Consider the following 13896-nt stretch of genomic DNA (forward strand, 5'->3'; position numbering starts at 1 on the left):
GCCGGCCGGGCGGGGGTCGGTGTCGGGGACGCCGGTCGCGGCCCGCCACACCGCGAGGTCGACGGCGAGATGCCGGTCGACCTCGCGGTCGAGCAGGTGAGCTGCCCACGATGGGGCGGTCGCCGGCGTCCACTCGCCGGCCGCGGCGGCGACGTCGGCGGCCAGACCACGAACGAGATCAGCCCGGGCCGCCAGGTACGTCCCCCAGCCCGGCTCGGCGCCGTCGGTGCTGGTGCTGGTGTCGGCGCTGGTGCTGGTGTCGGTGAGGGCGGCGGGGATGCCGGGCAGCCAGGGCAGCGGGCCGCAGGTGGCGGTGCGTAGGTGGGTGGGGTCCAGGCGCCAGTCGAGGACGGCGGCCGGGTCGTGGGCGCTGTTGAGCTCGCGCCGCTCGGCCACGGTATTGAGGGTGCTGTGGAGGGTACTGAGCAGGTCGCTCGGGTCGCTGCCGTCAAGGGCGTGCAGAGCCAGGTGCGCGCGCAGCGTCGGCCACGCCTCGCGCTCGGTCAGGCCGGGCAGGACCTGCTCGGCGGCGGACTCGAGGTCCGCGAGCCGCTGCGGCCCGAGCCGGATCTGGGCGGCGGCGGCCAGAGCGTGCGCGTACCGGTCGGCGGCGGCCTGCAACCTGGCCGCGGGATCGGCCAGGGCACGGGTGTGGCTGGTCGCGGAGGTCTGAGCGCCGTCCCGGGCGAGGATCCGCGCGAGGACGTCGACCGTAGTCGGGGGCAGCAGGGCGTCCCGGCTGATCACGGTGTGCGGGTCGCCGTCGCCGGCGACACCGAGGTAGAGGTGGTTGGCGGCGCGGCCTCTGGTCATCGCCACGTACAGCGTCTGCCGGGACTCGGTCCCTGAGGCGATGACGTGGGTGACGTCCGCGGTGACGCCCTGCGCGGCGTGCACGGTGCTCGCGTAGCCGAGCGCCACGTGCGCCGCCACATACGCCGGGGGCAGGACGACGTGCCGGCCGGTGGCCAGGTGCCGGACCCGCAACCCGCCGCCCGGGGTGAGTGCGGTGACGGTCCACCGGTCACCGTTCTTCACCCAGTCCGTCGCGGTGAACCGCAGCTGCCGGTCGTTCTCCCTCGTGATCACCGTGTCGCCGGCGCTGACCCGGCACCCGTCGGCGAGCTCGACCTCCCGCAGATGACTGGCGGTCTGGGTGTGGCTGAGGCGGTCGGTGCGGGCGCGGGCGTTGAGCTCGGCGACGAGTTCGCGGGTGGAGGCGAGCATCAGGGCGTCCCGGCCGGCGGCCCGGTCCGCTGACCATGTCGTGAAGGCCTGGTCGACGCAGGTGCCGAGGTCGCCGACGTGGATGCGGCCCTGGTCGGTGTAGTAGGCGATCGCGGCCGGGTCGCCCGCGCGCAGGGCGAGGGAGGCGGCGCCTTCGGCGGGGTCGGTAAACCGGACGACGTGCGAGAGGGTGACCGCGCCGTGGGTGGCCGCGATGTCCCGCAGCACCCCGCCGGCGCCGATCGCGGCGAGCTGCTGCTCGTCCCCGATCAACCGGACGCTGCCGCCCCGGGCCAGGACGAACTCGACGACCGCGGCCAGGTCACAGGTACCGGCCATCCCGGCCTCGTCGATGACCACCAGGCTGTCCGGCCCGATCGCCGCCACCCACCCCGGCAACCCCCGCTGCTGCCGCCCGGCATCGCTCGTCTGGGTGGCGAGGGTGTGCTGGAGCTTGGCGAGGGTGTCGGTGTGCGCGCCGAGCTCCTCGCGGAGCACCGCGGCCGCAGCCGCCGACGGGGCGAGCCCGAGGACGTGCCCGCCGCTGTCGGTCCATGCACGGGACAGGGCCCGCATCGCGGTCGTCTTCCCGGTCCCGGCCGGCGCGAGCCCGACCTGCAGCCGGGCCCCCGAGGTGGCCATCTGCCGCACCAGGTGGACCTGCCCGGGGTTGAGCCGGAACCCGTTGGCCTCCGACTCCAGCAACGCCACCTCGACCACGTCACCGCTGGCGGCGCGGCCGTCGCGGCGTCCGGCGGCCGCGACCAGCGACCGCTCGGCCGCGACGATCGCCGTGGACGTGAACCGGCGGGTCCCGGCCACCTCGAAGACGCTCGCCCCGTCGCGGCGGCGTAACGCGGCAGGCTCGACGAACACTCCGGCAGAAGGGCCGCCGTCCGGGCCCTGTTCGGGGACGTGCAGCGGCAGGGAGTGCGCGCTGGACAGTGCCCGGGCGACGACCGCGTCGACCATTGCGTCCAGGTCGCACAGCGGGACGCCGTCCCGGCGGGCGAGGCGCTCGGCCTCGGCCCGGACGTGGGTCTGCCGCCAGGTCGCCCGCGCCGTCTGCACGGTCGCCACGACCTCACCCGCCGTCCGGGCCACCCACCGCTCCCGCTCGCCCGGCCCGCGGTCCGCCCACCCTCGGCCCGCAGCCCCGCCATCGCCTGCGGCCAGGACGGTGCGCACCATGCCGGCGACGGCGTCCGGGCCGCCGAGAACGGCGGCTGCCTCGGACTGCCAAGTGGCGCGCTGGTCCGCGTGGGAGCGGGGCTCATGCTTGCGGCCGCGGGTCTCCAAGGTCGCCTGCTGGGCCAGTTGCAGGGCCTCCACCGGTGACGGCGGGCGACCGTGCTCGGCCTGGAACACCGCAGCGAGCTCGGTACGACGGGCGTCGATCGCCCGCCGCCGCCGCGACCACGCCGTCAGCAGCGCCGGGTCGGCCCCGACCAGCTCACGGACCGGACGCCGTCCCGGGTCGGTCCCGGGGCGCTCGGTGAACCGGACGCTGAGCCGGGCCACGAGCTCGGCCTCCACCCGCGTGTTGTACCGCTCGGACGCCGCCACCGCGCTGGCATGGATCGGCCGCCCGTCCAGGGCAAGCCACCGCCCACCCCGCCCATCGGCCTTCCCGGCGTCCTGTCCGTCGCCCTGCCCGCCGTCGAGGGTCTGGACCTTGTTGGAGATCGCGACGTGGGTGTGCAGGTCGGGGTCGCCGGCGCGGGAGTCGCGGTGGGTGAACGCGGCCGCGAGCAGCCCGGTCACGTCGACCTGCGCGACGCCCTGCGCGCCGACCCGGGTGAAGGTCGCGTTGTCCTCCAGCCACGCCACCGCGTCCGCGACCGCGGCGTGGTGAGCGGCCTCGACCTGCTCGGCCACCTCCCGCGGGGCGACCGCCCACAGCGCCGACACCGACTTCACCGGCGAGAACGTCAGGTCATACCCGGCGACCGCTGTGGTGGCCTGCCGGGACACCCGGGCCAGGAAGCCGGCCCGCTCACGGTCATCCGCCGGCGCCCGGCCGTACTCCTCGACGAACATGCCGTCCGTGACCCGGGTCCGGATCCGGGCCCGCACCGGTGCCGGGACCGGCCAGTCCCGCGGCAGCCCGACCGCCTCGTTGTACCCGGCGAACGCCGCAGCGACCTCGGTCCGGAACCCGGTCGACCCGGCGTGCACCGGGTACCGCGAACCCAGCCGGGTCGCGGCCTGGATCTCACGGTCGGTGTGCCCGGCGGCCCGCATCCGGGCCTCGATCCGGTCAGCGTCCGGATGCCGGCCCTCCCCCCACAGCGCCCGCATCTGCGGCTCGCTCACCCCGCCCGCCGGCGAGAACCCTGGCAAGCCGGAAAGGCCACGCCCCAGCCACTGCCCGGGCGACTCCCCCTTCTGCTCGTAGTAGTCGCCCAACGACGTGAAACCGCGCGACGTCGCGTCGTGCGCGGCCACCTGACGCGTCAGATACGTGTAGCCGTCGCCCGCCGTCAGCTTGTGCAGGCTCATCACGATCGGACGCTACGAACCGGGTGCGGCAGCACCCCGCTGCCCCAAGTTCTCGGATAGAACAAAGGGCATGGAAGAGGCCAAGGGGCTGGAGTCCGCCGAGTCTCGGTGGCCTCGGTCGCTGAACCCGAGTGAGATCGTTCGCGTCGGTCTGGATCGGGTGCTCAGGCTCAACCGGGAGATCGTGCTGGCGCACGTGGCCCGGATGCGCCGATCCCGTCCGGACGCCCCGCCAGCTGAGGTCATCAAGGCACTCGAGAAGCAGTTCGCCGCTGCGGTCGCAGCCCTTGGAGGAGGAGCGGGGGGCAGCCGCCGCCGTCCCCGGTGTCGGCACGGCCGGGGGCCTGCTGATCAACGTTGCCGAGGTCGGGTCCTTCTTCGAGGCCGCGGCATTGTTCACCTTCGCGGTCGCCGAGGTGCACGGAGTGCACGTCGAGGACCTCGAACGCCGCAGGACACTGCTGATGAGCGTCCTACTGGGCTCCCAGGGCACGTCCGTCGTCGAGAAGGTCGCTGCCCGCACCGGGAAGTACTGGGGCAAGGGACTGGCGACGGCCATCCCGATGACCGCCATCAACGCCGCCAACAAGGTCCTGGGTCCTCGCTTCGTGACGAGGTTCGGGACCACCCAAGGCGTCCTGGTGCTGGGCCGCGAGCTGCCCTTCGGGTTCGGCGCCCTCATCGGTGCCGGAGGTAACGTCGCCCTCGCAGCCTTGGCCATTGGGGGTGCCCGACGGGCGTTCGGCCCCGCCCCCGCCGAGTGGCCGTCCGATGATGTGAAGGTCGGCTGAGCCCTGATCCACCGGTGGATCAGGGCTCAGCCGACCCGGCAAGCCCTCTCAGCGGTGCGGAGTGTCGATCCGCCGGGAAGGCTCTTCTGAGCAGTCGCTGCCGATATGAGGCAGTCCCGCGGCACAGACCGGGCATCGGCCGTTGGCGAGAGCCTTGTCCCAGACCTCGTGAAGCATCGGCACGCCCGTGTCTTCCACTTGGTCAGTGGCAGATCCGCAAACGTCGCAGTACTCGAACAGCCTGTCGACGGCGGCGACCTGGCAGGCCACGCACACCGGCAACCCACACATGTGGCATGTCAGGGCGTCGCTGTCGGTGTCCCTGCTGCTGCCGAGGAAACGTTCCCTGGACATGCAGCCGCCGCTTGAAGTGCACCGACCGGGGTCTATGGGACTTCCCAACAAACGGAGAGCGGTGGTGTATCGCTCCCCCGTGTTGGCCATGCGCCGACGAGCGGCGTGACGGTTGGCGCGAGATGTGGTCATCGTTGGTCTCCGTTCTGTACCCGCCCCACGCCCGTAGTACAGCGGTATCCAATGACGGTGAACTTGCGCTGAGTCAAAGACTCTTGTCCGCGGCGCTGAGCAGCGTGGGTGCAGATCAGCAGGGAGTCCGGTAGGCGCGTCCTACCTCGAGGACGAGAGTAGCCAGTCCCGGACCCAGCGACTGCGCACCACGCCGGAGTGCAAGAGGTGTGTCAGTGCTGAGGTCGCGCAGCGGCCTTGTCAGGCGGTCGCGGTCTTGCGGCGGGAGACGGTGCGGGCACTGGTTCGCAGGAGCAGCGCGATGCGGCGGTCGGACAGGCCTCGGGCGTGGAGCCTGCGGACTGCCTCGAGCTGCTCGACAAGGGTGAGCGTGACGGGTTCGCCAGCCATCGCGCGTTCGACGGCGATCTCGTCCACGGTGACGTCGCCGCCCGCCAGGTCCTCGTCGCCCGCCAGGTCCTCGTCGCCCGCCAGGTCCTCATCGCCCGCCAGGTCCTCATCGCCCGTCAGGTCGTCGGTGTCGTCGCTGTCGCCGGCAGGCCAGCCGAGTCGGTCGGTGACCGTCGCCGCTCGCGACCGGCGGCGGGGCTGGGGCGTGAGGCTGAGGTATAGGGCGACCACCGCGTCGGCGGTGCCAGCGGTCACGCGGGGACGGGCGAGGGTGGCGGCCAGGCTGGACGTGGTGCGGCCGAGCAGACGTGCGAGCACCGGCAGGGGGTGGCCGGCCTCGAGGAGATCGGTGAGCAGGGCGTGTGTGCGGCCGGCCGGGACGAGGGCGCCGGCGGCGGGCCGGGTGAGCGGGACGGCGAGGATCGCGGCGGCGGTCTCGGGGCGGATCCGCGCTGTGGGGGTGCCGGTGCGGCGGTCGCCGTAGACGAGCTGGCGGACGGTGCCGCTGCCGACCGCGGACAGGCCGACAATCCGGTTGATGCCGACCCCGGCTGCTCGAAGGCGCTCGATGTGTCGGCGAGCCGGCGCCGCGTCGACGAAGGGCCGCCACCGTCCGTACGCGACGGCTCGGCGGCGGGCTGCAGCGTCGGCGCGGTTGGCCTCGCGGCAGTCGCTGCAGCGGCAGCGGTCGGCCACGTACGCAGCGCGTGTTCCGTGCTGGTGCCCGGCCCGGGGGTGTTGGCAGGGGCGTCGGACGGCGTTGGGCGTGGGGTGCGTCATCGCTGCTCCTGGCAGTGACGGGGGTGTCACCACAGGGCAGGCGCCGCTCGCTGCCGCACTCGGGCGTGCTGCCCAGGCCTGCTGTCGGGGGCAGGTGTGACGATGCGGACGGGGAGGGCGCCGCTTCGATCGGCGCCCTCCCCGTCCACTTCTACCTGTGGGTCACACCCGGACGGCTTCTACGACTCGTCGTCGTCCACGTCGGCTGGGGCGGCCTTGCCGTCCGGTTCGGTCGTCGGGCCGCAAGCCAGGTGCTCGACATCGCTGAGGTCGTATCCGAGCCCGGCGATGTGCTGCAGGTAGCGGGCGGTGCGCGAGTTGGCGCGCCGCCAGTCCTCGCGGCTACTGGCGTCCTCGTAGGCCGCGAGCACCAGCACCAGGTGGATCGCCTGGGCGCGGGCGTCGTTGACGGTCTTCAGGAGCGTCTGCAGCCGGTCGTTGCGGCCGTAGCCGCTGCTGCCGAGACCGAGCAGGTCGGCGGCCAGGTGGTTGCCGCCGACGCTGGCGATCGTGTCGGCGTCGTGGGCGGCCGCCACGGCCAAGAACGTGGCCGTCTGCTTCGGAGGGGTCTTCCTGGCGGCCAGCGTCTTGAGCCAGGCGCGCCTGACCTTGGTCGACGACTCCCACGCGCGATTGTACTCGATCACGCGGCGGCGCTCGGCCCGGACGGTCTCGCGCTCGTCGTCCGTCATCTCGGCGGACGTCTTGCGCTGGTTGCTCTGGCCGCCGTACCTGTACCGGTCGTGGTGGCCGTGGGCGGCCGGGTCGGTGCAGATGTAGACCGGCCTGTATTGGTAGGACCCTCCGGTGTCCTCGTCGTCGTCGTCCGCCTCGTCGTCATCGCTGTCCGGGTCGGTGTCGCCGTCCTGCTCCCCGTCCTCCGCGATGCTGGAGGGCGTCGCTGCCTCCGTACCTGGCACGTCTTCCTCGTCGTCCTCGTCGACCCACTGCCGGGCGACGTAGGCGGCGTGCCCCGGGCAGGTTGCGTGGCCCTCGACTGTCAGCGGGTCCCGGGTGTCCGGGTCGTCGGTGAGGGAGCCCAGGCGCTCGGCCTTGCCTGTCATGACGTCGCGGGTGACGATGTTCAAGCCCGCGGCTTCGAGAGGCTGGGCAGCGGAGGCGATCGCTTGCTGTTCGTCGCGGTCGTCGCGGGCGCGCTGGGCGACGTGGTCGAAGCCACCTGCCTTGGCGGCGGCGACCAGAGCCGTCACGACGTCGGCGCTCGACTCGAACTCGGCGATCACCGCCGCTTGCTCCAAGGTCAGGAACTCGTACCGCTCACTGGCCGCCTTCGCCACGTCGGATCGCGAAAGAGTCAGTGCCGCGTCGACCTCGACTCGGGGGACCCGGGTCCAGTTGGTGATCTGAGCGGCACTTACTCCGAAGGCTGCGAGCTGCCCGATGACGCTGGCTCGCTCCGCCGTCCGGAGGCCGGCGCGGTGCTCGTTCTCGACGTACTGCTGCACGAGCCGCTCCACCTGGCCGTCGTCGTCGCTGCTCTCGTCGGCGATCACGATGACGGGAACCGTCGGCTGCCCGGCCTGGATCGCGGCGAGGGTACGGCGGTGCCCGACGCGGACCCGGATCGAGCCGTCGGTCGTCCGCACACCGAGGACGGGCTGCAGCAGGCCGTGCTCGCGGATGCTCGCGACGAAGTCATCGTCGATGCGCGGGTACTGACGGATGTTGATGTCGACAAGCAAGGTGGTGGGGTCGACATCCTGAACGACCCGGGTGGTGGTGGTGGCCACGGTCTTGGCCATATCGGCTTCCTCCTTGCCGGTTGCCGGCGGCAGCCCGAGGTGGGCTGCGCTGGTGTCCCGTCTTCCGGCAGGGCCAGACAGCGGTCCACGTCCCGGCGGGCAAGGCTCGCGCAGCGACCGGCGCAGCCGGCTCGGCCTTGTGCGCCGGGACGTGGGCCGCACGCTGGACTGGCCGGGAGACGGGACACCAGCGCTTCCGTCAGGCGCCCGTTCGACCGAGAAGGCGGCAAGCCCTGCTGGTCCATCCGCAGGGCAATGCCTCCAATCCCCTTTCCACACCATCCATCGGATGTTCGACGGAGGCGCGCCCCGTTCAGCCCTGGTCGGCGCACGGCCGACCACGGAGCCGTATCGGATGGCTGACCGGCGTCCCGACACCGCAGCGACCCACTGCCCTGGTACGCGTCGGAACCGGCGCCGGCGCCTTCTGATCCGTTCCGATGACGGGTCCGTCACCGTGGATGTCGTTCTCCAACGAGGGGCTCAACGTGCTCGCAGCAGTGACGAGCCCGTCATCCGAACCACGGCGGTGCGCCGGAAGGGCCCCATCCTGCGAGAGGGAGTCCTGACCTCCGGCGGGGGCCTTGTTCGCCACGACCTGCGTCGCTGCACCGTTCGCGTGGATGGTCCGAGGCGCCGCGCCTCCGTGGCAGCGACGCCCCGGACCGCTAGGGGGTGAGCGGGGTTCGCCTGCGCTTGCAGTCGAACTCGCCGGCAGCGCAGCCGGCGATGAAGGCCTCCCACTCCGGGAGGGTGAACCGGAGAACCTGCTGTTCGTCGCCATCGCGCAGCTCGCACCGGTTGCGCATGAGCACCTGGGTGTCGGTCTCTTCGACCTGCACGTCACCCTCCCCGCCGTCGAGGAACAGCTGCCACGCCTCGAGCCGGAACGCGAGGAGCCCTCGTTGAGGCGAGCCGGCTTCCTTGGTGTCCCGGACGAAGACAGCCCCTTGGCCCACCTCGACCTCGACGCAGTTGCCCTGTGGGCCGCTGAAGCTCGATGTGCGGAACACATTTCCTCCGATCAGTCCAGGGGTCGGACGTCGACGGTGGCTCGCGGATGACGATTGGAACCGAGGGGGCGATCGGAACCAGGGACAGGCATCGGGCCACGGTGTCTGCTCACTGGGCTGCAGCGGACGATGGACCGCGCACTCCTGATCACACTGAGAGTCCTATCAGAATTTCAAGTCATGTACCAGTATATCGGGTGCCTGGCCTGGCAACCGGGTGACAGTCGAGTCAGTGTGTGCGCACATCAGGATCTGACTGGCAGCGTCATGTTTCGTGTCCGACGCCATGGCCCTCGCGATCTGCCGCTCCGTGCGTGCAGAGAGGGCGCGCAACGGGCTGACCCAGAGCGCGCTTGCGGAGCGGCTGGGGGTCTCCCAGTCGACTATCGCGGCGATGGAGAGCGGTACTCGCCGGGTCTACGCGCACGAGCTTCCAGACATCTGCCGCGCGCTGGACACCACGCTGGCGGGCCTGCTGCATGGGGCCCCCGAGGCTGATCTTCGGGCGCTAGGAATCTGAGTTCGACGCCCACGCAGCAGGCCGCTGCTTATGAAGGGGCATGTGCGGATGCCGTCAGCCGGCGGGGCTAGTCCGTCGCGCCGCGTCGCGTCGCGTCGCGTCGCGTCGCGTCCAAGAGTCACCGCGCCAACCAACCGACGACCCGTCATCCGCCGACGGCACGATGACGGCCTGCGACTCTGGCATCGGCGGCCATGACCTACCAACGTTTCTGAACGCCGTCATCCGTCGCGGCGGTCCGTCAAGCCCCGGCAGCGGCACGCGGAAGGACCCCGAGCTCGGCGCGGTGCTGCACGACGTACCGCTTGCGGTCGTCACGAGTGACGACCCCGTCACCGGTGAGCGCCTCGAGGTGGCCGACCACCGTCGTGCGCGCCCGGCCGGTCTTGCGAACGACTTCGGCCACCGTCACTGGCCCCGCCTTGACCAGATCGAGGACAGCGGTCCGGGTGTCAGCGACCTCCGACGAGCACCCAACGGGCGACGAAGGCGGCGACGCCGCCACCGTCGCCCGAGCCTTGGTTTCACGGTTCGACGGCGTCACGGCACCGATGACGGGGTCAAACCCCGCCACGGAGGCGCACGCCTTCGCGCGCGTCCCTATGGGCCGAGAAGCTGACGGGGTCACTGACGGAGCGACTGACGGCGTCACCGACGGGACGTCATGAACCGTCACCATGAGCGCAGCCAGGTGCGCCAGCGCCACGAGCACGGCAGCAGGAACGGCGCCGACGATCACGACCAGGGCTGGGCCGACCTCGAGGTAGCCGGACTCGATGAGGTGCCCGGCGGCGTTGCCCACCAGGGTGCCGGCGGCGCCGGTCATCGCCACGGCACGGCCGAAGCGTCGGGCCGGGGGAATGGCGCCCGCCCTGAGCCAGATCCAGCCACCGACACTGCCGCCCACGTCGAGAGCCGCGGGCAGGAGCCAGGGGGTCCACCCCGACCAGCCGGTGACGTGCGCGAGGGAGGCGAGGGTCGAGGCGCTGGCCACGACGGCGGCTGAGGCAGCAACCGTCATGCCTGCGTACAGCGGCCAGGCCTGGCGAAGGGTCAGGGCATCGGACATGGACGGGCTCCTGTCGAAGGGGTCGTCGCCGACAGGAGGCCCGCGCAGGGGACCCGGTTCTGTCCGCGGACTGTGCCTGGGGGAGTGAGAGGTCTTTCCCGCAGCGGGGGAGTGGCGATGAGCGAAGAACCGATCGGCGCTGGGAATGCTCCGCGGCTGATGACCGTCCAGGAGCTGGCGCTGTACTTGAACGTCTCGACGGGCTGGGTCCGCAAGGGAGTCCTGAGCAGGACCCTGCCGTACACGAAGCTCGGCAAGAACGTGCGATTCACCCCTGAGCAGGTCGCCCAGATCCTCGCCGCCGGCGACGTGCCTCCGGCGGCCGGGTCGGGCGGTAGCCCTCGTCGGGATTCGAGGCGCACGAGGCTATGAGGCGAAGCGGTCGGAGATCTGTGCGACCGCCGCTCCACCGCCTGGTGAGGGTGTAGGACGCCGGATGCTGGCTCTCATCGCCTCGGCCATCGCACGGGCCATCGCCGGGTCGTTGATGTTCAGCAGGCCGCCATAGACGTCGTACGTCATCTGCAGGCTGGTGTGGCCGATCATCTCGCTGATGACCTGGATCGGTACGCCTGCGGCCAGCGACCAGACGACAGTCGTATGCCTGAGCATGTGCGGCGTGATCCGCTTCCCCAGTCCAGCTGCCTCGGCACGCTTCTTCGCGGGAGTCCACCGCCGGCTGTGGAAGTCGGGGTAGCGCCACGGCCGCCCGAGCCGGGTCAGGAAGACGTACTCCATGGGCCGCCGGTCTGCGAGGTGCTCCCCGAGGCGCCGAGCGACCGGGCCTGAGAGCACCACCCACCTGGAGCGCTTGCTCTTCGGCGGCCCAAGCACCCAGCGACCTGTCTCCGCCTCCCCGGTCTTGATCTCGGCCGTGTCGTCGGGGGACCGGCGGGACCAGGCCCGGACCACGTGCAGCACCGCATGGCGATCGTCCCCCTCTCCGGTGAAGGTCACGTCGCGGGCCCGAAGGGCGCTGAGCTCTCCCCAACGCAGCCCAGTCGCGAGGTCGACGTCCAGGGGCAGCCGGATGTCCTCATCGAGGAACGACCGCAGCAGTGCCCATTCGTCCGGTTGGAAGAACCTGATCTGCCGCGCCTCGGGACGGGCCGCGTGCTGGTCCGGGAGCTCGGTGAGCTCGCAGGGGTTGTCCGTTCGCAGTTTCAGACGCAGCCGACCGTGCTTCATGATCGACGACAGCAGGCCGTGCCGGTTCCGGACCGTCTTGGGGGCCGTTCCTGCGTCGAGCTGGTCGTCGACCCAGTCGCTGATGTCGTTCTCGTCGAGCTTCGTGAACGGGAGGTGGGCGAACATCTCCTCGAGATGGAGATGGTACGTCCTGCGGTCGCGGTGCAGCGTGTAGGGCTTGAGCTTGCCGCGCTTCACCCTGCGCTCCTGCTGGGCGAAGTAGCCCTCGGCCCCCGCCGCGACGTCCCCGAAGGTCAATACCGCGGGTTCCACAGGGGCGGGAGCCCAGCCTTCACCACGGACCCATCCGTCGGGCCACCGGTTGCCGGCCGCCTCCACCGCGGTCCGGAACTCCGAGGCCAGCCGCAGAGTGTTGAAGCTCTCGCTGTGGTACCTGCCGTCTTGGCGCCACTTGATCTGCACCACGGTGCTGCCGTCGGCGCGTGTTCTCGGGACCCACTGGGCCATCGCTGGCTCCTGTCATGCGCGGGGCGGTGACACCTCGCAGGGTCGACTAGACCTGCGGCACCCGGGGTGCTTGGGGTTGTCACCCACCGTGTCCGGAATGGGCGTCACGCCGCCGGCCCACGTCCCTGCTGATCCCCGGAATGATCCCCGGAAGCCAAAAGCGAAGTGGCTCCTGCTGCGTTTCCGCAGGTCAGGAGCCACGTCGTCTGGTGCGCGAGGGGGGAGTTGAACCCCCACGTCCTTTCGGACACACGGACCTGAACCGTGCGCGTCTGCCTATTCCGCCACTCGCGCGTTGCCGGACGAGGCTATCACCCGTGACGGGGTCGCTCCGCACGGATTCCCCTGGCCGGGCGCAGCCCGGCGGCCCTACCGTCCCGCGGGTGGACACCTCCGATCCCGCCCCGCTGCCCGACGCCCCGCTGCCCGACGCTCCGCTGCCCGACGCCCCGGAGTACGGGCGGGCGATGCCGGCGTTCTCCGCGAACCTCCTCGTGCGCGACCCGCGGCTGTCGGCGGGCTGGTACCGGGACGTGCTCGGGGCGCTCGTGCGGCACGCGGACGCGACGTTCGCGGCGCTCGAGCTGCCCGTCGTCCTCGCCGGGGTTCAGGGGCGCGTTCCCTTGATGCTCCATGCCGACTCCACCTACCACTCGCACCCCTGGGCCGGTGAGCTCGCGGACGGCGTCCGGCGGGGGCTCGGGGCGGAGCTGCGGCTGCTCGGGGTCGACCCGGACGCCGTGGCCGCCGCGGCCCAGGACCAGGGCAGCCCGATGCTCGCGGACGCCGCCGACAAGCCGCACGGCTGGCGCGAGTGCGTCGTCGAGGACCCCGACGGGTACGCCTGGGCGGTCGGTGTACCGATCTGACCGGCTCGCCCCGGTGCGTCCGCTGCGACCTCCCCCGAACTACCGAGGAACGAGGCTTGCGTCACGTTCGGCGACCGCTCGCGCAACCTCCTGAGCGCGCGGGACGTCACCAGGTGTGACGAGTAGGTGGAGATCCGGTCACAGTCCCCCTCGGGGGGAGCACGAGGTTCTCCCCGGAGGCTCCCGCGCCGTTAGGCTGACGGGGTTATGGCCGGCAGGGCCACCCTCCGGCCTGTCCTGGGGCCGCGAGGTCGCCACGGTGTGGCGGAGAGGAGGACGGCCGTGGGAGTGCTCGACCGCTTCGAGAAGGGCATCGAGCGTGCGGTGAACGGCGCGTTCGCGAAGGCCTTCCGCAGTGAGGTGCAGCCCGTCGAGATCGCGAGCGCCCTGCGCCGCGAGTGCGACGAGAAGGCCTCGGTCGTCGGCCGCGACCGCACGATCGCGCCGAACACGTTCGTCGTCGAGCTCGGCCGGGCCGACCACGACCGGCTCGGCGAGTGGGAGACCGCCCTCGGCGACGAGCTGAGCGCGGCCGTGCACGAGCACGCCCGCCAGCAGCGCTACGCCTTCGTCGGCCCCGTGCAGGTCCAGTTCGCCGAGGCCGACGACCTCGACACCGGCGTGTTCCGGGTCCGCAGCCAGACGGCGCGACCGGACCACCAGCAGCAGTACGCGGCACCGCAGCCCTCCCAGCCGGCTCCCCAGGCACCGCAGGACCTGCCGTACGCCCCGCACGAGCAGCACTACGCACCGCAGGCCCAGCAGCCCGACCCGTACGCGCCGTCTGGCTGCGGACCCGGAACACGCCGGTGTCGAGGTCGTCGGCCTCG

Annotated in this window: 12 protein-coding genes and 1 tRNA gene; 6 read left to right on the top strand and 7 right to left on the bottom strand. The window is 71.8% G+C overall.

Annotated features, from left to right (window positions below; all coding sequences use genetic code 11):
• The coding region (mobF, locus tag ECOMGDLI_RS00575) for a MobF family relaxase (protein ID WP_233153246.1) at positions 1-3729 on the bottom strand (3729 nt) is incomplete at its 3' end.
• A 287-nt stretch (positions 3730-4016) separates the two neighbouring features.
• Here mobF and ECOMGDLI_RS00580 point away from each other — a divergent pair.
• Complete coding sequence (locus tag ECOMGDLI_RS00580; protein WP_088312579.1) at positions 4017-4520, top strand: hypothetical protein; 504 nt, start codon at positions 4017-4019, stop codon at positions 4518-4520.
• A 726-nt stretch (positions 4521-5246) separates the two neighbouring features.
• On the opposite strand, the gene ECOMGDLI_RS33490 is transcribed toward ECOMGDLI_RS00580, so the two are convergent.
• The gene (locus ECOMGDLI_RS33490) at positions 5247-5714 is read right to left on the bottom strand and encodes a hypothetical protein (protein ID WP_143447385.1); all 468 of its coding nucleotides are present in this window, start codon (positions 5712-5714) and stop codon (positions 5247-5249) included.
• Positions 5715-5723: 9 nt separating this feature from the next.
• Here ECOMGDLI_RS33490 and ECOMGDLI_RS33495 point away from each other — a divergent pair, with 9 nt between their 5' ends.
• On the top strand, positions 5724-6194 hold the full coding sequence (locus ECOMGDLI_RS33495) for a hypothetical protein (RefSeq protein WP_143447386.1): 471 nt from the start codon (positions 5724-5726) through the stop codon (positions 6192-6194).
• Positions 6195-6355: 161 nt separating this feature from the next.
• Here the strand turns inward: ECOMGDLI_RS33495 and ECOMGDLI_RS00595 are convergent, their stop codons facing one another.
• Together ECOMGDLI_RS00595 and ECOMGDLI_RS00600 are read right to left on the bottom strand one after the other, a co-directional pair.
• The gene (locus tag ECOMGDLI_RS00595; protein WP_158220808.1) at positions 6356-7939 is read right to left on the bottom strand and encodes a ParB N-terminal domain-containing protein; all 1584 of its coding nucleotides are present in this window, start codon (positions 7937-7939) and stop codon (positions 6356-6358) included.
• Positions 7940-8607: 668 nt separating this feature from the next.
• Complete coding sequence (locus ECOMGDLI_RS00600) at positions 8608-8952, bottom strand: DUF397 domain-containing protein (RefSeq protein ID WP_233153245.1); 345 nt, start codon at positions 8950-8952, stop codon at positions 8608-8610.
• A 274-nt stretch (positions 8953-9226) separates the two neighbouring features.
• Here ECOMGDLI_RS00600 and ECOMGDLI_RS00605 point away from each other — a divergent pair, with 274 nt between their 5' ends.
• Complete coding sequence (locus tag ECOMGDLI_RS00605; RefSeq protein WP_088312587.1) at positions 9227-9472, top strand: helix-turn-helix domain-containing protein; 246 nt, start codon at positions 9227-9229, stop codon at positions 9470-9472.
• Between the two features lie 241 nt (positions 9473-9713).
• Here ECOMGDLI_RS00605 and ECOMGDLI_RS00610 read toward each other — a convergent pair whose 3' ends face one another.
• Positions 9714-10541, bottom strand: a complete 828-nt coding sequence (locus tag ECOMGDLI_RS00610) for a winged helix-turn-helix domain-containing protein (RefSeq protein ID WP_088312589.1) — start codon at positions 10539-10541, stop codon at positions 9714-9716.
• A gap of 117 nt (positions 10542-10658) precedes the next feature.
• Between ECOMGDLI_RS00610 and ECOMGDLI_RS00615 the strand changes: the two genes are divergently transcribed.
• Entirely contained in the window at positions 10659-10913 is a 255-nt protein-coding gene (locus ECOMGDLI_RS00615) for a helix-turn-helix domain-containing protein (RefSeq protein ID WP_143447388.1), read from the top strand.
• Here ECOMGDLI_RS00615 and ECOMGDLI_RS00620 read toward each other — a convergent pair.
• Together ECOMGDLI_RS00620 and ECOMGDLI_RS00625 are read right to left on the bottom strand one after the other, a co-directional pair.
• On the bottom strand, positions 10908-12197 hold the full coding sequence (locus ECOMGDLI_RS00620; protein ID WP_088312593.1) for a site-specific integrase: 1290 nt from the start codon (positions 12195-12197) through the stop codon (positions 10908-10910). The two genes, ECOMGDLI_RS00615 and ECOMGDLI_RS00620, sit on opposite strands and share 6 nt — an antisense overlap.
• Positions 12198-12404: 207 nt before the next feature.
• Positions 12405-12491: transfer RNA gene (locus ECOMGDLI_RS00625), tRNA-Leu, on the bottom strand.
• An 89-nt stretch (positions 12492-12580) separates the two neighbouring features.
• Between ECOMGDLI_RS00625 and ECOMGDLI_RS00630 the strand changes: the two genes are divergently transcribed.
• Together ECOMGDLI_RS00630 and ECOMGDLI_RS00635 are read left to right on the top strand one after the other, a co-directional pair.
• Positions 12581-13066: a VOC family protein gene (locus tag ECOMGDLI_RS00630; RefSeq protein ID WP_088312595.1), complete on the top strand. Its 486-nt coding sequence runs from the start codon at positions 12581-12583 to the stop codon at positions 13064-13066.
• A 282-nt stretch (positions 13067-13348) separates the two neighbouring features.
• Positions 13349-13896 (top strand): DUF3662 domain-containing protein (locus ECOMGDLI_RS00635; RefSeq protein ID WP_143447389.1); only part of this gene is annotated, 548 nt, incomplete at its 3' end.

This window comes from Kineosporia sp. R_H_3 (genome assembly GCF_002198675.1).
Lineage (GTDB): Bacteria > Actinomycetota > Actinomycetes > Actinomycetales > Kineosporiaceae > R-H-3.

Excerpts from the sequence above, each read along its gene's own strand:
- ECOMGDLI_RS00595 (WP_158220808.1), bottom strand. The coding sequence starts at position 7,939 with ATGGCCAAGACCGTGGCCACCACCACCACCCGGGTCGTTCAGGATGTC.
- ECOMGDLI_RS00610 (WP_088312589.1), bottom strand. The coding sequence starts at position 10,541 with ATGTCCGATGCCCTGACCCTTCGCCAGGCCTGGCCGCTGTACGCAGGC.
- ECOMGDLI_RS00615 (WP_143447388.1), top strand. The coding sequence starts at position 10,659 with ATGAGCGAAGAACCGATCGGCGCTGGGAATGCTCCGCGGCTGATGACC.
- ECOMGDLI_RS00620 (WP_088312593.1), bottom strand. The coding sequence starts at position 12,197 with ATGGCCCAGTGGGTCCCGAGAACACGCGCCGACGGCAGCACCGTGGTG.